This is a genomic window from Mesorhizobium sp. P3_A2, from assembly GCF_056403115.1.
The window spans coordinates 156,748-177,450 of sequence record NZ_JBFUGC010000007.1 but is presented as its reverse complement, the minus strand read 5'-3'; the positions used below and the strand labels follow the sequence as shown (position 1 = coordinate 177,450).

Annotated in this window: 22 protein-coding genes; 17 read left to right on the top strand and 5 right to left on the bottom strand. The window is 63.2% G+C overall.

Annotated features, from left to right (window positions below; translation table 11 throughout):
- The first annotated feature begins 23 nt into the window (after nt 1-23).
- The 4 genes from AC1DXM_RS17765 (at nt 24) to AC1DXM_RS17750 (ending at nt 2,614) form a co-directional block, all read left to right on the top strand.
- Nucleotides 24-503, top strand: a complete 480-nt coding sequence (locus AC1DXM_RS17765) for a tetratricopeptide repeat protein (RefSeq protein WP_477234702.1) — start codon at nt 24-26, stop codon at nt 501-503.
- Between the two features lie 417 nt (nt 504-920).
- Nucleotides 921-1,442: a DoxX family protein gene (locus AC1DXM_RS17760; protein WP_477234700.1), complete on the top strand. Its 522-nt coding sequence runs from the start codon at nt 921-923 to the stop codon at nt 1,440-1,442.
- A gap of 123 nt (nt 1,443-1,565) precedes the next feature.
- Nucleotides 1,566-2,180 carry a BA14K family protein gene (locus tag AC1DXM_RS17755; RefSeq protein ID WP_477234698.1) on the top strand — a complete coding sequence of 205 codons (615 nt, stop codon included), beginning with the start codon at nt 1,566-1,568 and terminating at the stop codon, nt 2,178-2,180.
- Nucleotides 2,181-2,290: 110 nt separating this feature from the next.
- The gene (locus AC1DXM_RS17750; RefSeq protein WP_477234696.1) at nt 2,291-2,614 is read left to right on the top strand and encodes a DUF2934 domain-containing protein; all 324 of its coding nucleotides are present in this window, start codon (nt 2,291-2,293) and stop codon (nt 2,612-2,614) included.
- Nucleotides 2,615-2,683: 69 nt separating this feature from the next.
- Here the strand turns inward: AC1DXM_RS17750 and AC1DXM_RS17745 are convergent, their stop codons facing one another.
- Complete coding sequence (locus AC1DXM_RS17745; RefSeq protein WP_477234694.1) at nt 2,684-4,552, bottom strand: CHASE2 domain-containing protein; 1,869 nt, start codon at nt 4,550-4,552, stop codon at nt 2,684-2,686.
- A 20-nt stretch (nt 4,553-4,572) separates the two neighbouring features.
- On the bottom strand, nt 4,573-5,103 hold the full coding sequence (locus tag AC1DXM_RS17740; RefSeq protein WP_477234692.1) for a FecR domain-containing protein: 531 nt from the start codon (nt 5,101-5,103) through the stop codon (nt 4,573-4,575).
- Between the two features lie 373 nt (nt 5,104-5,476).
- Here AC1DXM_RS17740 and minC point away from each other — a divergent pair, with 373 nt between their 5' ends.
- From minC to AC1DXM_RS17685, 11 genes are all read left to right on the top strand, one after another.
- Nucleotides 5,477-6,289 carry a septum site-determining protein MinC gene (gene minC, locus AC1DXM_RS17735; protein WP_477234690.1) on the top strand — a complete coding sequence of 271 codons (813 nt, stop codon included), beginning with the start codon at nt 5,477-5,479 and terminating at the stop codon, nt 6,287-6,289.
- Nucleotides 6,290-6,344: 55 nt separating this feature from the next.
- Nucleotides 6,345-7,160, top strand: coding sequence for a septum site-determining protein MinD (minD, locus tag AC1DXM_RS17730; RefSeq protein WP_029869303.1), 816 nt, complete (start codon nt 6,345-6,347; stop codon nt 7,158-7,160).
- Nucleotides 7,157-7,429 carry a cell division topological specificity factor MinE gene (minE, locus tag AC1DXM_RS17725; RefSeq protein WP_112560940.1) on the top strand — a complete coding sequence of 91 codons (273 nt, stop codon included), beginning with the start codon at nt 7,157-7,159 and terminating at the stop codon, nt 7,427-7,429. Before minD ends, minE begins: the two co-directional genes overlap by 4 nt.
- A 250-nt stretch (nt 7,430-7,679) precedes the next feature.
- Nucleotides 7,680-8,129, top strand: a complete 450-nt coding sequence (locus AC1DXM_RS17720; protein ID WP_477235034.1) for an ArsR/SmtB family transcription factor — start codon at nt 7,680-7,682, stop codon at nt 8,127-8,129.
- Nucleotides 8,126-8,662, top strand: coding sequence for an SRPBCC family protein (locus AC1DXM_RS17715; RefSeq protein ID WP_477234688.1), 537 nt, complete (start codon nt 8,126-8,128; stop codon nt 8,660-8,662). Before AC1DXM_RS17720 ends, AC1DXM_RS17715 begins: the two co-directional genes overlap by 4 nt.
- A 164-nt stretch (nt 8,663-8,826) precedes the next feature.
- Entirely contained in the window at nt 8,827-9,408 is a 582-nt protein-coding gene (locus tag AC1DXM_RS17710; protein ID WP_477234686.1) for a dihydrofolate reductase family protein, read from the top strand.
- A 347-nt stretch (nt 9,409-9,755) separates the two neighbouring features.
- Entirely contained in the window at nt 9,756-10,637 is an 882-nt protein-coding gene (locus AC1DXM_RS17705) for an EamA family transporter (RefSeq protein WP_477234684.1), read from the top strand.
- A gap of 32 nt (nt 10,638-10,669) precedes the next feature.
- Nucleotides 10,670-10,945: a hypothetical protein gene (locus AC1DXM_RS17700; RefSeq protein WP_477234682.1), complete on the top strand. Its 276-nt coding sequence runs from the start codon at nt 10,670-10,672 to the stop codon at nt 10,943-10,945.
- Nucleotides 10,946-11,598: 653 nt separating this feature from the next.
- Entirely contained in the window at nt 11,599-12,132 is a 534-nt protein-coding gene (locus AC1DXM_RS17695) for a YybH family protein (RefSeq protein ID WP_477234680.1), read from the top strand.
- 53 nt (nt 12,133-12,185) lie between these two features.
- Nucleotides 12,186-13,130, top strand: coding sequence for a LysR family transcriptional regulator (locus tag AC1DXM_RS17690; protein WP_477234678.1), 945 nt, complete (start codon nt 12,186-12,188; stop codon nt 13,128-13,130).
- A gap of 213 nt (nt 13,131-13,343) precedes the next feature.
- Nucleotides 13,344-13,772: a hypothetical protein gene (locus tag AC1DXM_RS17685; protein ID WP_477234676.1), complete on the top strand. Its 429-nt coding sequence runs from the start codon at nt 13,344-13,346 to the stop codon at nt 13,770-13,772.
- A 130-nt stretch (nt 13,773-13,902) separates the two neighbouring features.
- Here AC1DXM_RS17685 and AC1DXM_RS17680 read toward each other — a convergent pair whose 3' ends face one another.
- The 3 genes from AC1DXM_RS17680 to AC1DXM_RS17670 all read right to left on the bottom strand — a co-directional run bounded on the left by AC1DXM_RS17680 (nt 13,903) and on the right by AC1DXM_RS17670 (nt 16,839).
- Nucleotides 13,903-14,550 carry a response regulator gene (locus tag AC1DXM_RS17680; protein WP_477234674.1) on the bottom strand — a complete coding sequence of 216 codons (648 nt, stop codon included), beginning with the start codon at nt 14,548-14,550 and terminating at the stop codon, nt 13,903-13,905.
- Complete coding sequence (locus AC1DXM_RS17675) at nt 14,547-15,851, bottom strand: sensor histidine kinase (protein ID WP_477235032.1); 1,305 nt, start codon at nt 15,849-15,851, stop codon at nt 14,547-14,549. Before AC1DXM_RS17675 ends, AC1DXM_RS17680 begins: the two co-directional genes overlap by 4 nt.
- A gap of 292 nt (nt 15,852-16,143) precedes the next feature.
- Nucleotides 16,144-16,839 carry a response regulator gene (locus AC1DXM_RS17670; RefSeq protein ID WP_477234672.1) on the bottom strand — a complete coding sequence of 232 codons (696 nt, stop codon included), beginning with the start codon at nt 16,837-16,839 and terminating at the stop codon, nt 16,144-16,146.
- Between the two features lie 506 nt (nt 16,840-17,345).
- On the opposite strand from AC1DXM_RS17670, the gene AC1DXM_RS17665 reads away from it, so the two are divergent.
- Both AC1DXM_RS17665 and AC1DXM_RS17660 read left to right on the top strand, forming a co-directional pair.
- On the top strand, nt 17,346-18,638 hold the full coding sequence (locus tag AC1DXM_RS17665) for an Ig-like domain-containing protein (RefSeq protein ID WP_477234670.1): 1,293 nt from the start codon (nt 17,346-17,348) through the stop codon (nt 18,636-18,638).
- Nucleotides 18,639-18,958: 320 nt separating this feature from the next.
- Nucleotides 18,959-20,692: a type I secretion system permease/ATPase gene (locus AC1DXM_RS17660; protein WP_477234668.1), complete on the top strand. Its 1,734-nt coding sequence runs from the start codon at nt 18,959-18,961 to the stop codon at nt 20,690-20,692.
- Nucleotides 20,693-20,703: the final 11 nt, after the last annotated feature.

The following is a 20,703-nucleotide window of genomic DNA, read 5'->3' as shown; positions in this document are numbered from 1 at the left end:
CTCAAACTGAAGCGAGAAAGACAATGAGAAAATCCCATCTGGGCAAGAACGCCCTGTTCGGCCTGCTCGGCGCCATCGCCGTGCTGACCGTGATTCCCGCGGCGACCGTCATGCCGGCCTTCGCCGTCGACGACATCGAGGGCACTGACGCGCCCGACCTCACCGCCGTCCAGGCCAAGATCGCGGCCAAGGACTACAAGGGCGCGCTGGCAGACCTGCGCGATCTCGCGCAGGACAACCAGCAGGCCGACGTCTACAACCTGCTCGGCTTCACGCTGCGCAAGACCGGCGATTTCACCACCGCGCTGACCTATTACAACAAGGCGCTGGAGCTGAAGCCCGACCACAAGGCCGCCCGCGAATATCTGGGCGAGCTCTATGTCGAGACCGGCGACATGGCCAAGGCCAACGAGCAGCTGGCCTCGCTGCAGAAGCTGTGCCCCGCCGGCTGCGAGGAACTCGAGGATTTGCAAAAGGCCATCGCCACCAAGGTGACGCAGTAAGGCTCGGCACCTTTCAGCGGGCAACCGCATATGATGGCACCCTCCCCACAAGGGGGAGGGAGACTAGGGTAGGCGCTGATCGCCACAAACCGCCTGGGCTCGACGCCAACGAGGTTGGCATGCGGCAGCGTTCCCTCCCCCTTGTGGGGAGGGTTAGGGTGGGGGTCCTCTTCGTAGGGACTCATATGCGATCGCCCTGCGGCAAAGCGGGGGAAAGATGGGGCGAAGCCGCCGGGGCCTTGGCCGACGCCAACCCAACATCCCGGTTTGGGCGCCTATGGCCGGCGCCCAAACGCCGGAGCCGGCAATGATCCCTCACGCCGGCTCGGGCCCCTAAACCAGCAAACCACCAGCGCCATCCACGTGCGCCCAGCCGGCGCGCCGCGCCTGCCCATTGCTAAATTCCGGAGCCTCACCATGAACCTGACGGACCAAACCGCGAAGCTTCACACGCTAGCCACCAAATATCACCTCAAGGACATCACCCTGCTGGCCGCCCGCCTGCTCTTGTCCGTGCTCTTCCTGCACGAAGGCCTGACGCTCGCCACCCATTTCGACGCCGCCGCCAAGGCGATGGCCGCCCAAGGCATCGGCCTGCCGCTGTTCATCGCCACGCTTGCGCTACAGCTGGCCGCTGGGCTCTCCATCGCATCCGGCCTGCTCACCCGCCTCGGCGCCATCGGCCTTGCCCTGTTCTGCCTGGCAACCGCCACCCTGTTCCACACCAACCTCGCCAGCCAGAACGAACTGCTGCATTTCGAAAAGGACCTGGCGATATCAGGCGGCATGTTCGTGCTGGCCATTGCAGGCGCCGGCGCGTTCTCGCTGGACCGGCTGGTGACGCTCTACCTGCAGCAGCGCGAGCGCGACAAGGAGATGGTGGCCGCACTTCTGGCGGCGGAGAACGACGTGACGATGAGGGTGACGCTGCCGGTTTGAGGCACCTGGGCCTGCTCTTTTGCGCATCGTCTGGCCCTCCAGTTGCCGGCCCTTGCCAAATGCTTGCTTGCTGGAACCAGTCCCGATGCTCCGCATTCTATTAGCGGGGCCTCAAGGGAGTGTGTGATGAAAGCGGTTTTGGCACTGATAGCAGGCTTCGTCCTGACTCTTGCGGTCTTTGCCAGCGGGCTGGCTTTCGCCGCCTGGCTGATTGTCGCCAAGCCCGTGCATCAGGCCGGGCCAGCCGACAGTGTCTCGCAATTGTGGACCAAGGACGCACAGAAGGTGGACAAGGCCGCGCCGGGGCTGGAGCGCGTGGCCGCCGCGCAACCCGCGGCACCCGACGCCTCCGCCAGGATGCAGTCGTCGGACCCGGCCAGCACAGGCGCTGTGGCGCCCGATGCGGGCGAGCAGCAGGCCAGGCTGCCGGCTGCCCATGTCAGCTGGTGCGCGGACCGCTACCGCTCCTACAATCCTGACGACAACAGCTACATGTCCTACAGCGGACAGCAGCGCCCCTGCGTCTCGCCCTATCTTGAAACCAGTGCCGCCGCCGACCAGGCCGCGCAGCAACCCGCCGAAGTCAGCTATATCGGGGACGGCGCCGCCCCTGTGGTGGCAACAGCGGACCTTTCGGACGATCACGTCGAATCCTGCTTCAGCCGCTACCGCTCCTACCGTCCCGAGGACAACAGCTACCAGCCCTATTCCGGCGGGCCGCGGCGCCAGTGCGAGTAGGGCGCGGGCTGCTCGAATCCCGTGCGATCCCTGGCCATTTCGATCACGCAAATTTTTTGGATCGTTCGCACTGGCGCCGCGTTCTTCCCTGACACCAAGGAGGAACGACGATGGGTGACGAACGGCACGACAAGATCCAGAAGCGCGCGTACCAGATCTGGGAGCGCGAAGGAGGTGGTGATCCCGAGCATCACTGGCACCGGGCCGAGGCCGAAATAGACCGGGAAGCCGCACTGCCGCTGACGGCCGACGACGCACTGCCGCAAACCCGTGAGATCGCCAGCGCCGACATCCTGACGGTCGAGGAACTGGCTGTGCGCACCGGCATATCCGGCGACGAAGCGCAGGAGTTGATCGACAGGCTTGGCGCCGACCGGGCTGCGGTTGAGCAGGCGGCGCGGAGCCTCAAGGGGAAAGGGCGGCGCACGTCTTGATCGGGGGCCTCACGGCGCCAGAGACTTGGCGAAGGGATGGATGGCGCGCCACTGATCACGGGGCCGGATCTACTGCGGCGCCCGCGCACTCCGCCAAAACCAGATTGCGAGCGAGCCGGATCGCCCACGGATCTGTGTCTCCACAGGTCCTCTTAAAGCACCGGATTTGAACAACGCGCAGTCGCGACCGGCGACATGAAGCATTTCGTCACTCACCGCAACTTCGGCATTCTGGCCGGCAGCGATCTCCATCAAGCGACTTGCAACGTTGACGGTGTCGCCGATGGCCGCGATGTGCTGACGCCCTTCGCCGCCGAGTCGAGAGGCCACGATTGTTCCATGATGCGCTCCAATCTTGAAGCCGATCCGGGATGCGGTCGACGCAGGCAACGAGGCGAGCCAATCGTTGGTGCGGCCGGAGAGCCCGACACAACAGCGGGCAGCATTGAAGGCGTCGTCTGTCGCCGGTTCCGGCAGGCCGAACAGGATCATGGCGCCGTCACCCATGAAACTCGTGACAACGCCACCGCAGCTTGTCACTTCTTCGTCCACCAACGCGTGAAAATTGTTCAGGAGTTCGCGTGTGGCGCTCGGTCCCAATGTTTCACTCAGTCCGGTGAAGCCGGACAGGTCGATGAACAGGATGGCGGCTTCTGTCCGGACGGGTTCCGAAAGGAAGTCGCCATGCTTGGCGAGCCATGCCCCCAGCCCTGGGGCTTCAACGCGTTGAAGCAATTGGCTCTGCGTGGCGAAATATTGGGCACGGCTTCTGCCCAGCCAAAGCTGTGCGGCCCCAAACAGGATTGCCGGCGGAACGGCAGCGGTCATCGGCAGTGCGGCGCTCAGCCAGATATGGTGCATGAAAGCGGTCATGTTGACCACCAACCAGATCAGGACCACGCCGGCGACCGCCGCGAGGCCGATGGCGTTTCGGCGCCACGCCAACAGGCCGACAAGAAGCATGGGCAGCGCCACTGCAAAGCCCGCATCTGCAAGGCGAACCTTCTGGTCGCGCACGATTCCGTCGCCGGTCATCAGATGGGCAATCGCCGTCGACATGACCTCGACCCCCGGCAGTATGGGATCGAACGGTGTCGGGAAGACATCGCCGGTGCCGGTTGCGGTCGCTCCTATCAAGACAATTCGGCCCCGGATAGCGCCGGGATCGAACTGGCCCTCCAGCACGGTCGCGGCGCTGATCGTGCGGATCGTGCCGCGCGGGCCATAAAATGTCAGAGGCAGGATGTGACCAATGTCCGTACGGATCGACCGTCCGTCCAGCGATAGATCATCGGGCGCAATTCCAGGGTCCTCTCCCGCCGCCATGGTGGCGACACGCAAGGAGAAGGACGCTTGCAACTGCTCTCCGGCCCGAAACAGCAATGGCACGAACCGGGGCGTTCCTGTCCTGTCGGTGACCACGTTCACGACGCCGACAGCGGCGGCGTCCGAAAACGCTTTCAGGGGCCATAAAAACCGCTCGGCATTCGGCACGCGGGCGAGGGGTCCTTCGCCCACGGCCAGCGCCCATTGTTTGCCTCCGGGGTAGATCGCCGCTGCAGCGATTACGCTTCTACTCCTGCTCAGCGACCGCGCGAGCGCCTCGTCAGCGTCTTTTGCCCCGGGGTCGACCAGCAGCAGGTCGAGCGCGATGGCTTTCGGCCCGAGCGGCTCTATCGTATCGATGATCCGGGCAAGCGTGGCGCGGTTGAGGGGATAGCTGCCCTCGCGCCGCACCGTTTCGTCGTCTATTGCGACAATGGTGATCAGCTCCGGCGGCTTTGCCGTTCCTCGAACAAGCGTTCGAAGATCGGTCATCGTTGCCTCGACGCGATCGAGAAACCAGAAATTGCCGTGCCAGTGCGCGAAGCCCAGGCCGGCGCCCCAAAGACCCGCCAGAATGATCCCGATCAGCGTCGGGAGCCCTCGTCGGCTCATTACCGGCTCACTGGGCAAGCTCACTGACCAAAACGGGCCAGCAATGCGGAAACGCGCTTGGCGGGCCAGCGCTTGACGATGAGTTTGCCTGTCCCGGCCTCGACGTCCACGCCATCGCCCGGTGCGAGGACCACGACGGCGGTGGATGCCGGTCTTTGCACGGCGACGCGACCTCTAAGGACGAAAACAGACGTCTTGCCATTGCCAACGTCGACTGCCCATTTCGTGCCTCGCACCGCGGCGATCGCCGGCGGGGTGATAACCGCGAAGCCACCCTGGACCGCGCCGGCCGGAGCATCGAGCAGCAGCGCTTTGCGCCGCAACCTGACCGCGTCGGGACTGCCGTTTCGATCGCGATCCTCCAGCGTAAAACGAGCGCCACCTTCCACAATGACGGCAAGGCCTTCCCGACATCTCAGAATCTGACGGGACGTACCGGCCACCGGCTCGAACGTGCACCCTGCATCCTGCGCATGGGCGGCATGCACCCAGAAGACACCGGCAAACAGGACAGCCACCAGGCTACGGAAAAATCGGCCCCTTGCGCTCATCAACGTCTCCTCGCTTTGCGAAACTCTGCCGCAGGAAAATTTTCTGCAGTCAGCTTGCCCGCATGTCTGGTACGCGAGCCGGCACTTGCAGCCACGTTGGCTTGAGGAATGCCGACCGGCAATCGTAACACGACAAGCTGCTCCTGCGTTAAGCATGTGCGGCATGGCGGGTAGCGTTCGCCGGGCAGGCAGGGAGGCCTTGAACCAGGTTCTGGAGGCTACTCGGCCACTATCGTGGAACTGCGAAGCTGGTAGAAAGACGGCGCCGGCTGTCAGGAAAGACGCTCCCGCAGCTCGCGAATTCCCCCCCCCGTTAACCTTTCATTAACCATACCACCGCTAGCGTTTACCTCTCAGTAAGGAATCGCCCGCCGTGACCTTTGCCGCTCCCCTCGAGGCCAAATCCATTCGCTTTCGCGCCCGCTCCTTCGTCGCTTTCACGCTGACGCCGGAGGCGCCTTTGCATGTTTGGCTGGAGAGCCTGGATCGCTGGATCGGCAATTCGCCCGGCTATTTTGCCGGCCGCCCGGTGGTGCTCGATCTGAATGTGCTGAAGCCCGATGTCGTCGCCATCGAAGCGTTGATCGGCGTGCTCGGCCAGCGCGGCATCCGCGTCTATGCCATGGAGCTCGACGGCGGCGGCGACCTTGGCGCGCATCTGCCGCCGGTGCTGGTTGGCGCCAAGGAGGCGACCACCGACGGGCTGTTGCAGCCGAGCCGCAAGGCGGGCAGGGCGGAGGAGGCGTCAGGCGACAAGCCGGCCGCTGATCTCAAGGCAGCAAGTGATTTGAAGGCAGGCGATTTGAAGCCGGCGGGCGATGCCAGGCCGTTGCCGCAGGACGCCAAGGCCCCGGACGCTGGCACCTTGATGATCCGCTCGCCGATCCGCTCGGGTCAGCTCATTTTCCATCCGCATGGCGATGTCATTGTGCTCGGCTCGGTTGCTTCCGGCTCCGAGATCGTCGCCACCGGCTCGATCCATGTCTACGGCACGCTGCGCGGCCGCGCTTCGGCGGGCGCTCAAGGGAACACGGCCGCCCGCGTCTTCTGTCGCAGGAACGAGGCCGAGCTTCTGTCGGTGGACGGCTGGTATTGCACCGCCGAGGAAATGGACCCGTCAGTCCGGGGCAAGCCTGTGCAGGCATTCCTCGACAACGGCATGCTGCGCATCGCCCCTTTCAGCTAATGCGGCGGGCTCGCGCCCGTCCAACGAATAACGAACAACAACGGAGGCTTTATTGATGGGCAAGGTAGTGGTGGTCACCTCGGGCAAGGGGGGCGTCGGCAAGACGACCTCGACCGCGGCTCTGGGGGCGGCGGTCGCCAAGACCGGCAAAAAGGTGGCGCTGGTCGATTTCGACGTCGGCCTGCGCAACCTCGACCTGATCATGGGCGCCGAACGGCGCGTGGTGTTCGACCTCGTCAATGTCATCCAGGGCTCGGCAAAGCTGTCGCAGGCGCTGATCCGCGACAAGCGGGTCGAGACTTTGTTCCTGCTGCCGGCCTCGCAGACGCGCGACAAGGATGCGCTGACCGAGGAGGGCGTGGCCGAGGTCATCGGCAAGCTGCGCTCGGTCTTCGACTATGTCTTCTGCGACAGCCCGGCCGGCATTGAGCGCGGCGCGCAGCTCGCCATGCGCTTTGCCGACGAGGCGGTCATCGTCACCAATCCCGAGGTGTCGTCGGTGCGCGATTCCGATCGCATCATCGGCCTGCTCGACGCCCGCACCTTGCGCGCCGAGCAGGGCGAGCAGATCGCCAAGCATGTGCTTGTGACGCGTTATGATGCCGCCCGCGCGGCTCGCGGTGAAATGCTGTCGATCGACGACGTGCTGGAAATTCTCTCGACGCCGCTCTTGGGCATCATTCCGGAAAGCCAGGATGTGCTGAGGGCCTCCAACCTCGGTTCGCCGGTGACATTGTCGGAGCCGCTCAATGCCGCCGCCAAGGCTTACATCGACGCCGCAAAGCGGCTCGAGGGAGAACAGCTGCCGGTCATTGTGCCTTTCGAACGCAAGGGCTTCCTCGACCGTCTTTTGGGAAGGAGGGCGGCATGAACCTGCTCGACATCTTCAAGCGGCGCACCAGCGCGCCGGTGGCGCGCGAACGGCTGCAAGTGCTGCTCGCCTATGAGCGCCGCAACCGCAGCCAGCCCGACCTCGTCTCCATCCTGCGCGAGGAGATCATGGCGGTCATCGCCAAGCATGTGCAGATCGACCAGGATTATCTGCAGGTCTCGATGGACCGCGGCGAGACCATGTCGACGCTGGAGATCGACATCCAGATTCCGAACAAGAGTCCGGTGCCGCTCGCGATGGCTGGGTGACTGGTCCGAAGGACGGGCGAGACCCGCGGCTCGCCCCGGTAAGTCGATCCGCAAAGCGGATCGGGGTGGGGGTCTGCGCGACCTCCGCCGTCTTGCGCGTTGAATATCCTGCAACGCTTGCGCCAAGCACCCCCACCCGGACCTGCGGTCCGACCTCCCCACAAGGGGGAGGTAGGGGCCGGCGCTTATTCCCAAAAAACATTCAACCAAACGGTTGACTATCCAAAAGCGTGGCTCTATATTCAACTACATGGTTGAATTAGAGACGCCCCAGATGGATCAGGTTTTTCACGCCCTTAGCGACTCCACGCGCCGCAACATGCTCAACAGCCTCGCCGGCGGCGAGCGCACGGTGAGCCAGCTGGCCGAACCCTTTGCCATGTCGCTGGCCGCCGCCTCCAAGCACATCAAGGCGCTGGAGCATGCCGGGCTGATCCGGCGCGAAGTGCGCGGCCGCACCCATGTCTGCCGCCTCGAGGCCCGCCCGCTGGCCACTGCCTATGAGTGGCTCGCCCAATACTCGCGTTTCTGGAACAGCCGCCTCGATGTCCTCGAACAGCTTTTGCGCGAGGAGCGCAAAACGCCGGCAGCGCAGACGACGCCGGCAAAGCCAGAGTCATCCAAGCCTGAATCGCTCAAACCAGAATCATCCAGGCCAACATCACCCAGGCCAACATCATCCGCGGGAGACGACCAATGAACCAGATGAACAGCTTCGACGGCTACGCTGAGCTGATCCAGCCGGCCACGTTGAGGATCGAACGGCTTTTGCCTGGAACCAGGGAGCGCGTCTGGGAATATCTGACGCAGAGCGACCTGCGCCGCCAGTGGCTGGCGGCCGGCGACATGGATATGGAGGAAGGCTCTTCCTTCGAGCTGATCTGGCGCAACGACGAACTCACCGACCCACCCGGCCAGAGGCCGGCCAGCTTCGCTGGCGCCGAGCAGAGGATGCACAACCAGATCGTCGAATGCGATCCACCGCGCAAGCTCACCATCACCTGGAACGGCAGCGGCAATGTTACGTTCGAATTGGCGCAGCGCGGCGACGACGTCCTGCTCACTTTGGTCCACCGCCGCCTGCCCAACCGCTCGAGTCTGATGATGCATGCCGCCGGCTGGCACATGCATCTCGACATCCTGGCCGCCCGCGTGACGGGCGAAAAGCCGGAACCGTTCTGGGACGGCTGGAGCCGTCTCATGACGGAATACGACCAGCGCCTGCCGGCCTGACCTGACCTAACGCATCGTCCGGTCTAACCGGGTCATCTACCCCTTGCGCCGAACGCCGGCGCAAGGGCCGGCGAAACACGCGCCTTCGCCAGCCATTGAGGCGCACTCACCACCGATGAAACCAAGCAACATGCTTGCATCCCGCAAGCCTGAAGGAGGAAGTCATGCGTAAATTGATCACCGGAATGAAGATCTCCATCGACGGCAAGATGGAAGGACCCGAAGGCTTCGCCGACTGGGTCGACAACTGGTCGGAGGAATACGGCCTGATGCCCGGGATCGACGCCTGCCTGCTCGGCGGCGTCATGTATGCCGGCTATGAGCGCTACTGGAGCGCGATCCTTGAGAACGAGCCGGACCAGCCGTTGCCGATGACCGGCAAGCTGGTCGACCCGGCCGAACTCGAATGGGCCCGCTTTGCCGCGAAAACCCCGCACTATGTGTTGTCCAACACCATGACGTCGGCAACCTGGCCGTCGACGCGCTTCCTGCGCAGTCTTGACGACATCGCCGCGCTGAAGCGCGAGCCCGGCAAGGACATCTACCTCATGGGCGGCGCCCGCATCACCGCCAGCCTCATCGAGGCCGGGCTGGTCGATGAAATGCGGCTGATCGTCTATCCACTGCTTGCCGGCGACGGCAAGGCGCTGTTTGGCACAGTGCACGCCCGGCACAAGCTGGACCTGCGCAAGGTCGAGGCGCTTTCGGACGGACGGGTGAGTTTGGTGTATGGGATAGCGAACTAGCCGCTTTTCCTCTCCCTCCGGAGGGGGGAGAGGTGGCGCCGCGAAGCGGCGACGGAGTGGGGGAAGGCGCTCATCAAACCCACGGTCGCCGCAAAACAGGAACGACGAAGCGAGCGCGAAATCTCAGGCAAGCAGGCAAGCAGGCAATCAGGCAATCAGGCGGATGTGGTGAACGGTCGACCCCCACTCCGTCGAGCTTCGCTCGACACCTCTCCCCCGATCGACGGGGGAGAGGAAATAGCGTTGTGCCCCATCAACACGCGACCCGTGCCACACGACAGCCAGCCCCGTTGCCCCTATCTCGGGCCTGCGCCGCAGCGAGCTGGTCGCGCGGGGAGGGAACAAGATTGACGTCAACGCCGATTGCCGCCGCCGAAGCGAGAGCCTTGCCGATTGGCGCACTGCTCGGAGCCATGGTGTCGATCCAGATCGGCGCCACCTTCGCCAAGAGCCTGTTTCCGCTGATCGGCGCCAATGGCACCACGGCGCTTCGGCTGGCCGTGGGCGCGCTGATGCTGGCGGCGGTGCTGAGACCCTGGCGGGTGTGGCCGTCGCGCGCCGTATTGCCCTGGCTCATCGCCTACGGCGTGAACCTCGCGGCGCTGAACCTCTTGTTTTATGCAGCACTTGCCAGAATCCCGCTCGGCATTGCCGTGGCGCTTGAATTCTCCGGTCCGCTTTTGGTGGCGACGCTGTCGTCGCGACGTGCCACTGATTTCGTGTGGGTAGCGCTGGCCGTCGCCGGCATCGTCCTGTTGTCGCCCTTCATTCATTCGAGCAGCGCGCTCGACCCGATGGGCGTGATGCTGGCGCTTGCCGCCGGCGGCTGCTGGGCCCTCTACATCGTCTTTGCGCAAAAGGCGGGCGCCGAGCTCGGCAGCCAGACAACCGCTTACGGGCTGGTCATCGCCGCCGCTATCGCCCTGCCGTTCGGCATCGCCGAGGCGGGTTCCGGCCTGGTCGCGCCCGCGATCCTGGTCAGCGCGCTGCTGGTGGGGCTGTTCTCCAGCGCCTTGCCGTTCTGGCTGGAGATGGTGGCGCTGACCCGCATGCCGGCCAGGCTCTACGGCACGCTGACCTGCCTGGAGCCGGCGCTCGGCGCGCTGGCCGGCTTCCTGTTCCTGCGTGAAATCCTGAGCCCGCTGCAATGCGCGGGCATCGCCGCCGTCGTCGTCGCCGCCTTCGGCGCCGCGGTGACGACGAAGCCGCCTGTGCCGTCGCCGGAATAGTTGCCGACAGCCCGGTCGGCGCAAGTGAACAGATGGGATCGAGCAGCGGACATCCGGCGGAATTCTCAAGCGAAAAACCGTTCGGCTTCCATTCCGTAATGCTGACCGCGGCGTGGCTGAAGTCCGAAGGCGAAACCGCGCTGGTGGAGAGCTGGCTCGGCGACAAGCTGATCGCCAGCGACACGATCATCCTGTCGGCGCTGGCGCCCGTGCACTACGCGCCGATGCTGGCGGCGGTCACGCGCGTGCGCCTTTCCACGAGCCATTATTGGCAGCTCGTGCTCGATGATCTGGTGGTTGCACACTGAATGGTCCGTCACCTGCGGGAAAAGATCATGCTCTGGAAAGGATCAGGCGTCCGACTCTGTCAGGGTGGTGGCCGCGATCAATCGGGGTGAAAGGGTCTATCGAGGGTTGGAAGCGCCGTTCGCGGTGATCTGCGAGAGCTTGCCCTTTTTGACCAGCACCGGCTTGGAATAGGTCTTCTTCATGCCGCATCTCCAATGTCAGGCGAGGACGCCAGGGTCAGGCCACGGCCCAACGGAACGATTTTACTCGACCGGGGCGGAACCGGCGCCATTGGTGACGGCCGTAACCCGCGAGAGCTTGCCTTTTTGACAAGTACCGGCTTCGAATAGCTTTTCTTCACAGTGCATCCTCCAGGATGATGCGATAATGCCTCACAGATCGACACTGTCAACCTTTGCAGTACCGTCATCCCGTCCCGGTTTTTCTTGGGATCTATGCGCCAACCGGCAAATCCATCTTCGTCAAGAAACCGTTGTTCTTCGGGCGACCTCGTCGGCGGCGATCCTGAGATCGACCCAGCCAATGATCAATTTCATTCAGTATATTGCTGAAATCATATCTCTGGATTCATCAGAATCGAAATGCGATCTCGCGGGACGTGCCCTGACCGAACTGCAGCGGCCCACCAGAGATCACGACAGGAGAAACCCTTATGCCCACTTCACGACGTTCAATTCTCGCCGCAGCGGGCAGCGCGGGCCTTGCATCGCTTGCAATCGGCGTTTCCGCCTCGGCGCACGAGGATCCCGCCATCGACCGGACGATCGCGGAGCTCGTCCAGCGATCCAGGGACGCAAACGCGGCGCTCATGCGCGGTGACATCGACTTCTATCGCTCTTTGGTCCCGCACGACGACGACTACACGCTGATGGCTCCATTCGGCGGAACGCCCACGCGCGGCTCGAATATGACGGAAGAGAATTGGGAAGCGGTTGGTCGCTTCTTTAGAAACGGTACGTTCGAGCAGGAGGTGGTCCAGACATATGGCTCGGCTGACATGGTGGTTCTTGCGACCCTGGAAAGATGCCACGTCGAAGCCGGCGGTCTGCCGGCCCAGGAGTGGCCGCTGCGTGTCACCCAGGTCTATCGCCGCGACGGGGCCGAATGGCGGCTCGCCCATCGCCATGCCGATCCTCTCGCCAAGGGCATCAGCCTGGAACAGGCGGCTGCTATCGCCCGGGGCTGACAACGCCATCCGAAACTTTACTGCCCTGAATCCAGTGATATGGTTTCAGGAATATGCTGAACAAGATCGATCTCGCCCGTGCCGACCTCAATTTGCTGGTCCTGTTCCAGACCATCATGGAAGAGCGGCATGTCGGCCGCTCGGCGGAGCGGCTCAACCTGTCAGCTTCGGCCGTCAGCCATGGGCTCGGCCGGCTGCGCAAGTTGCTTGGCGATCCGCTGTTTCTGAAGACACCGCGCGGCGTCGTGCCCACCGATCGGGCAACAGAGCTTGCCGAGCCGGTGGCCGAGATTCTGGCGCGGGTGCGCCGGGTGATCGCAAGCGCCGAGCCGTTCGATCCCGCCCGCTCGACGCGCCGCTTCACCATCGGCGCGCCGGATGCCGTGTCATCCGTGCTCCTGCCGCCGCTGCTCGAAAAAGTGCGCCGAACGGCCCCGGCCGTCGACATCTCCATCCGGCACCTGCTGCCGCGCCAAGGCGAACCGTCGCCCGTTGCGGCCTGGAGCGACTGCGTCGCCGAGCTCGAAGCGCGCGCCATGGATGTCGCCGTGATTCCGTTCGACGGCCTGCCGTTGCGCTTTGCCGTCGACACGCTTTATGAGGAGGATTTCATCGTCGCCATGCGCGCCGGCCATCCTTTCGCGAACGAGCCGGGCCTCGAAAGCTACTGCGCCATGCAACATATGGTCGTCTCGAACAGCGGCGATCCAAATGGTTTTGTCGACAGGGTGCTGGCCGAACACCGCCTGTCGCGCCGCGTCGCGCTGACGGTCCCCAACTTCATGTTCGGACTGGCGGTGCTTGCGCAAACCGACCTGATCTCGGCCTATCCGCGCCGGTTCCTCGCCATGCATGGCGGCCGGTTCGGCGTCGTCGGCATCGATGCGCCCATCCGGTTCGGCCATTTCAACATCAACAGCATCGTGCCGAAAGTCGCGTTGATGGATGCGGGCCTGGCCTGGCTGGTCGGCCTGCTCAAACAGACCGGATGCAGCTAAAGGTTGCAAGACATAGGACTTAAGTCGGAAAATTTTACAAAAAAGGTCTGTATTTGCCGAGACAAGGGTCGTAAGCCGCTTTCGCAAGGACGTCGATTTGTGGATGCTGTTCTGGTAACAACGCCATTCCGGTTGTGGACAGATCGGATTGGTCTTCGCTGACCATCAGGGGAAGAACAGATTACGCGGTTTCGCCAACTCTGCTGGTTTGCCTTGCGGGCGTCCACGACGCTCGCCCTGATCCTTACGCCCTATCACCTCAGCTTTGACGGCGCCGCCAAGCTTGCCGCCAGCAATGCCTTCGCCAAGGATGGCGGCCATGGGGGCGGCGGCGGCAATGGCGGCGGCGGAAATGGGGGTGGCGGCGGCAACAGTGGCGGCAACGGCAACAGTGGTGGAAACGGTAACAGCGGCGGTAACGGCAAGGGCAAGGGCAATTCCGGCGCCGGCAAGGCCAGCCATGTGAATTCTGCAACCGGCGACCAGGTCGAGGTCGACGCCACCGGCATCACGGTCACCCATCCCAACGGCATGAAGGAACGGATCCAAAATGGTCGGTTCACGATGAAGGATGCGCTCGACCGTACCATTATCGAGCGACCGGCGACCGCCGCCGATATGGCACGTTTGAAAAGTTTGTGAGGCTAGAGCAATTCCAGGAAAAGTGTGAGCGGTTTTCCCGGGAAAAGCGCGTAGCGCTCTAGCCGCTTTCGCGCGGATGTGTTTTTGCCTCAGTGCCTGGCGCGGATGGGTGTCGTCCGTGCGCCGCGTGTCAACTCGCGCGCTCCCGCGCCTCGCGCATCAGCAGCGCCGCCTCGGTGCGGTTGCGGACATTGAGCTTGGCCAGAACCCGCGTCATGTGATGCTTGACTGTCTTCTCCTGCAGCGAAAGCCGTGCGGCGACTTCCTTGTTGCTCAAGCCTTCCGCCACCAGGCGCAGGATATCGGTCTCGCGGCCGGTGAGCTGCTGGAGGGGTTCGGCCTTGCGGTTCGCCGGCTGCAACAGGTCCGACAGAAGCCGGGCCGACAGTGTTGGCGAGACATAGCTTTCGCCAGCCGCGACATTGCTGAGGATTTCAGCCAGCGCCTTCGAACCGACGCCTTTCAGCACATAGCCGCGCGCGCCGGCATTGAGCGCCTGGGCAACGTCGGCATTGGCTTCCGACACGGTCAGCATGACGACCTTCTGGCCGGGGTGCCCGGCCATGATGTTTGCCGCGGCGGCGAGCCCGCCGCCCGGCATGCTGATGTCGAGCAGCACGATGTCGGGCCGCATGGCCGCGACCAGCCTTTCGGCATCCTCGGCGCTGGCGCCTTCGCCGACCACTTCGAAACCGCCGATCTCGCCGAGGCTGCGCGCTACGCCCTCGCGAAACAACGGATGGTCGTCGACAATGGCAATGCGGATGGCTTGGGTCACGATTGCTCCTCAATGGACAATGTTATCACCAGTCGTGTGCCTTGTGGGCCAGATACAGTTTCAAACTGGCCGCCGATGCTCTCGATACGCTCCCTGAGACCGGCAAGCCCAAGGCCCTCGCTTCTTGCCGGGTCGAATCCGGGACCGCCGTCGAGGACCTCGACGAACAGCTTGCCGCCTTTCATTGCCGCTTTCACCGCCTGATCCCTGCCTTTCCCGTGGCGATAGGCGTTGTTCAAGCCTTCCTGGACAAAACGATAGATGCTGATCTTCTCGGAAGGGCCGGGTTCGCGCAAGCGCTTTGGCAGCGTCAGCGAAACCGAGGTTCCGGTCCGCCGTTGGTGTTCGGCGACCGCCAGCCGCAATATGTCGAGCACCGCCGCAGTCTCGATCTGCGGCAGGACGAGACCGTTGCAGATGCCGCGTATCTCGCGGATCGCTTCATCAAGCGTTTTGTGGATGTCGGCAATCTCGGCTTCGCGTAGCGCGGTGGGGGCGCCGGGATCAAGCAAGATCGGGCTGTCCATCCTGAGTGCCGCCAGCGCCACGAGTTGGGCCGGCCCGTCGTGAAGATCGGCGCCGATGCGCCTGAGATAGCGTTCGTTGAGCGCGGTGGCGCGGCGCGAGGCGTGCTGCACGCGCTGGCGCAGCGATGAATTCTGTGACAGCAGCGCCCGCAATTCGGCGATCTTGGCCTCAAGTGCCGCCCGCTGGGTTTGGATAGTGCGGCTGCCGCGAAGGACGATGCCCGACAAAAGCGCCAATGCCGCCGCCGTGGCGCCGGCCACGACCAGCCAGCTTTGCCACAGGGCGACGTTTAGCGTCGACTCGAAGCCGTCGGCAACCTCGTAGAACTCCGAAACGGCGACGACTTCGCCCGACCAGGGTTCGCGTACCGGATTGTAGATTTCCAGCAGCGGTCCAGCCACAGTCTTTTTCTCGTATTGGCTCTCGGCATCGTCCTCGAGGTCGTTGTACTCGGCAACGACATTGCCGCTGAAGGCGGCGACCAGGTTGGCGTTCGGCTCGAACACCTTGCCGATCAGCGTCGTATCCTTGGCGTAGAGGATCGTGCCGTCGCGCCGCCACAGCTTGAACGACGCTAGCCGCTTGCCGAGTGCACCCTGGTCGAGCGTCTCGTCGAGCGCCCGCTTGACAGTATCGTCGAGCTCGCGGCTTTTGCGCATGTCTGGCAACAGCGGCGCGATCACGCTGTCGACATAGAGCGCCGTGGTCGCAGCGGAATTGCGCATGACGCCTTGCCGGATTTGCGAGGTCACCCACAGGCCGACCACCAGCATCACCACCAGCAGCCCGATACCGCCGGCAATGAGGAACTGCAGGGCCAGCGACAATCTGCCCCAACGTTGCAAGAACTCTCCCAGGAAAACCCCCAGCAATCGCACGATCCACCCTTCCCACCCGTGCCCTGTTATAGAGGCCCCGCGGCGTTTGCGACATTGCCTGTGCCAGATTTTGGCCTGTGCGAGATTCTGGCCGCCGCGGTTCGGCATCGGCAGCACCGCAGCACCGGGGATCTTACAGGGCCGGCGAAGCCGGACAGGCAGGCTGTCGCACACATCTGAACGGGTTTCATTGCCGGGTTGTCCGGGCGTCGTGCGAGATTTGACCGGCCACCAGCTGAAAAAGCTCGCCTCGCGACGAGACCTGCAATTTGCGGTAGATATTGTTCATATGGATTTTCAGCGTGCCTTTCGAAATGCCGAGATCGAGCGCGATCTGCCCGTTCGGCCTGTTGGCGGCGGCGAGCTGGGCGATTTCCATCTCGCGAATGGTCAGCAGCGACGAAAGCTTTCGCCATCTGATCCGCCGGGAAGCCTCGCTTTCGACAGCGTCGCCGACGATCTCGGCGGGCAACCAACGTCCGCCCGCGGCCACCTGATGGATACATTTGGCCAGCGTCTCGACCGTGGCTTCCTTGAACACGATACCGGCGACGCCCGCCATCACGGCATCATAAAGCTCGGCGTTGGAAGCGGTTGCGGTCAGAAGCACGCAGCGCGTGGCGAGCCCCAGCCTGCCGATTTCCGCGGCGATTTCGGGCCCGCTCAGCTCCGGCATGCGCACGTCGAGCACCGCGACATCCGGCACCTGCTGCTGGATCATCGCCAGCGCTCTCTTTCCGTCCAGCGCCGACCCGACAACCAGGAAGCCGGGATCGCGGGCAATCAGGTCGGCCAGTCCGTGCAGCAGGAGCGGATGGTCATCGGCGATGAACACCGTGGTGACCATGTTCAGCCCGCCGAAAGCTGCCACGTGTCCAGTCATGACGTCTCCTCCCTGCGCTCCCAACCGCCGGAAGCGGATATGGCAACCGCGCTTGGTATGGAAGGGAGCCATGCTGACAGAAGCAGCACGACTGTGCAAAACATTAGCAGCTAGTTAGTTAACCGCCGCGCGAGACTCATAGCAAGATTGGTAGCGGCGAACTGAAAAAACGCGCTAGACAGACGCATCAATTCTGTCGTTCATCTTCATGAAAGGGGCAGAGTGACCCAAAGAAATTCGCTGTGTTTGGTAAATTTATCAATTCAAGAAAAGAATTCGAGCCGGATGACAATACTATATTATAACAAAGAAGATTTTTGCTGTCGTTAATTTTACGAAAGCGCCTATAACCGAGGTTATATGGACAGGTTCATCACGGAAATGCAAGAATTCGTTAACAAAGGGTGAAGGGCGGCAACATTCCTTTGTGGGCAGAAAATTGGGGCGCGCCTCAGGGCGCAAAGGGCGCGGTTGTGTGTAAGCGCGCCATGTTGGGGAGTGAAAAAATGTCAACCTATGAGTGGGATTTCGGCAGCGTGGCCGAAGGGCTACAATTCAAAGTCGTCTATGACTCGGTCGCGGGAACATTTACGACCACGGTCCTTTTCGGGTCGATGAATGTGAACGCGCTCTATTGGTCGGACGGCAATACCGTCGATTCTGCGTTGACCGGTTTGACCGGCTTTACCGGCGCCAAGTCGGAAAGCAGCTTGAATATGAACGGTAGTGGCGAGGTCTGGGACGGCGGATTGAAGATCTCGGATGCCGGGCTAGGCAAGGTACCGCCGAGCAGCTACATCACCGCCGATCCCAACGATCTTTATGGTTCGTCTTTCTCGATCGCCGCGCCGAGTGACTTCGATCCGACAAAATTCGGCACTCTTGGCGTCCGCGCCACAAGCACGACGAGCGCCGGTGGCAGCATCAAATGGACTGACGACACACCGGATACCCCGCCCACCAATCATCCGCCGGTTGCCGTCGACGACGATCCGGCGTGCGGCACCGAGCACACGCCTGTCACCGGCAACGTCCTTGCCAACGATAGCGATCCTGACGGCGACGCTCTGGCCGTTACGGCTGTGAATGGCGTGGCTCTTTCCACGCTGATCCCGGACGGGGACGGCTGGTACACGATCGTCCTCGCGCACGGCACGCTGATGATACAGACCGACGGCGACTTCCAGTATCAATACACTGGCGCCGATATTCCCGTGGGCGGACATGCCGATCCTGTCGATACGTTCAGCTACGACATCTCCGACGGGAAGGGTGGCACTGATAGCGCCGATGTCGATCTCTGCATCTACGCCGATGCCGGTTCGCCCGGATATTGGAAGGGGCATGACGGAAGCGGGCCGCAAGCGAATGACTGGGACATCCCACAGGATACGTCGTTCGAAACCTACTTCACCGTCAATGGCCCGTATGCGGGGGGGCAATGGGACGTTAGTTCTCCTGTCAACGGCAGCGGTGCTTTGGTCAATGACTTTACGTTCCACGACGCTCTTTCGCTCCCCAACGGCGACGGCGGCCAGAACCTGCTGGCGAAGGAGGCGGTCAACGCGGTTCTCAATCTTCTCGATGAAGATACAAACCCCGGCTTCATGGCGGCGTACATCTATCAACGTGAGCATCACGCGTCGGCTGACCCCGACGCTGCCAACAACCTGACCGGGCTCACGGCCGACCAAATCAAGGCCGATCTGATAGCGCAGGTGCAGGATGCGTACAGCGGGGCTCCGGACGCCTATTCCATCGCCGAGCTTACCGACCTTCTCATCCACACGCACGAATAACATAGCAAACTCAAGGGCCGTGCTTTGCGCGGCCCTTGACTGCAGCAAATATGTTCAAACCAATGCGCATTATGGTCAAGTTGCTTGGCATGGGTCTCGCGGCCTGCGCCTTCTTGTTCGCCGGTGCGATTCCGGTTCCAGCCAATTTGACGGGTTCGGTCGGGATGCTTATCGCGTCGGCCGTGATCCTTCTCGGCATCGTGTTCCGGTTTGTCGATAGCAACCACCGCCGCACCGCGAAAAACCCAGCCCCTGGAGCCGTTGCGGGTCGCGCCTCTCGCAAGCGAGCAGGTGCTTCGCCCCCGCGTGCGGAACTTGCCGTGGCGCTACGCTCCTGCCGTTCGGCCTTTGTCGCCATCGCGCTTTTCAGCGGCGTGATCAACATCCTGATGCTCTCAGGCTCAATCTACATGCTGGAAGTTTACGATCGGGTGTTGCCGAGCCGCAGCTTGCCGACCCTATTGGGCCTAAGCGTCCTCCTCGTCATTCTTTACGGCGGCCAGGGCCTGCTCGATTTCATTCGCGGTCGCATCCTCGTGCGGATCGGCGGCGCTCTCGACGAGTCCCTTGGCCCCCGCATCTATGCCAGCGTACTCAGGCTGCCGCTGAAGATCGGCCATGCAGGTGATGGCAATCAGCCGCTCCGCGATCTCGACAACGTTCGCGGATTCCTCTCCGGCGCTGGCCCGACGGCCCTGTTCGATCTGCCGTGGATACCGCTTTACTTGATCGTCATCTTTGCTTTCCACATGGTTCTCGGCGCAGTCGCCCTGCTGGGCGCCACGGTCTTGGTGTTGCTGACCATCGTCGCCGGACGCCTGACACGCGAGCCGGTCCGCTCCGCAACCAGGATCGGCGCGGCCCGCAACGGTCTTGCCGATGCGGGCTACCGCAATGCAGAGGTCATCGCGGCCATGGGCATGGAGGGCGCACTTGCGGAAAAATGGCAGGATGCCAACCTCGATTATCTCGCAGAGCAGCGCAGGGTGAGCGACATTGCCGGCGGCTTTGGCGCGATGTCCAAGGTGCTGCGAATGCTCCTGCAGTCGGCAATGCTCGGCATCGGTGCCTGGCTGGTGATCGAGCAGCAGGCGACGGCCGGCATTATGATCACGGCCTCGATCCTCAGCGGCAGGGCGCTGGCTCCGGTCGATCTGGCCATCGGCAACTGGAAGGGTTTCGTATCGGCGCGCCAGGGCTGGCAACGCCTGAACAAGATCCTGATGCTGTTGCCCGCTGAGGCCGAGCGCATGCCACTGCCGCAACCCAATGCCCATGTCACGATGTTGAATGTCAGTGTTGCCGCACCCGGCACGCAGCGGCTCCTGGTGCAGGAGGCGAGCTTTGGCCTCGAAGCGGGCCACGCCGTCGGCATCATTGGATCGAGCGGCTCGGGCAAGTCCTCGCTGGTTCGTGCACTCGCGGGCGTTTGGCAACCTGTTGTTGGACGCGTCAAGCTCGACGGCGCCGACCTCGACCAGTGGTCTCCGCAGGATCGCGGCCGCTTCATCGGTTATCTGCCGCAGGATGTGGAGCTGTTTGCCGGCACGGTCGCCGAGAACATCGCGCGTTTCGAGCCCGATGCCGATCCCGCATCGATCATTGCCGCGGCCAATGCCGCCGGCGCGCATGATCTCATCGTCGGTTTCCGTGACGGTTACGAAACGCAGATCGGCGAGCTCGGCGAAGCCGTGTCGGCCGGCCAGCGCCAGCGCATCGCGCTGGCCCGCGCGCTCTATCGCGATCCTTTCCTGGTCGTGCTCGATGAGCCGAATTCAAACCTCGATGCCGAGGGTGAGAAGGCGCTGCTACAGGCGATCATGGGGGTGCGGGAGCGCGGCGGCATCGTCGTGCTGGTGGCGCACCGGCCGAGCGCGCTCGCCACGGTCGATTTCATCCTCGCCATGAACCAGGGCCGTGTCCAGGCTTTCGGCCTCAAGGACGACGTTTTGGCCAAGCTGTTCCCACGGCCGCAGCCAACGGTGGTCGCCGTGCCGCGTCTCAGGCTCGCCACCGAAGAGCCGACGCCCGGAGCGGTGGCCGCAGGCGAATGAAGGCAGGAACG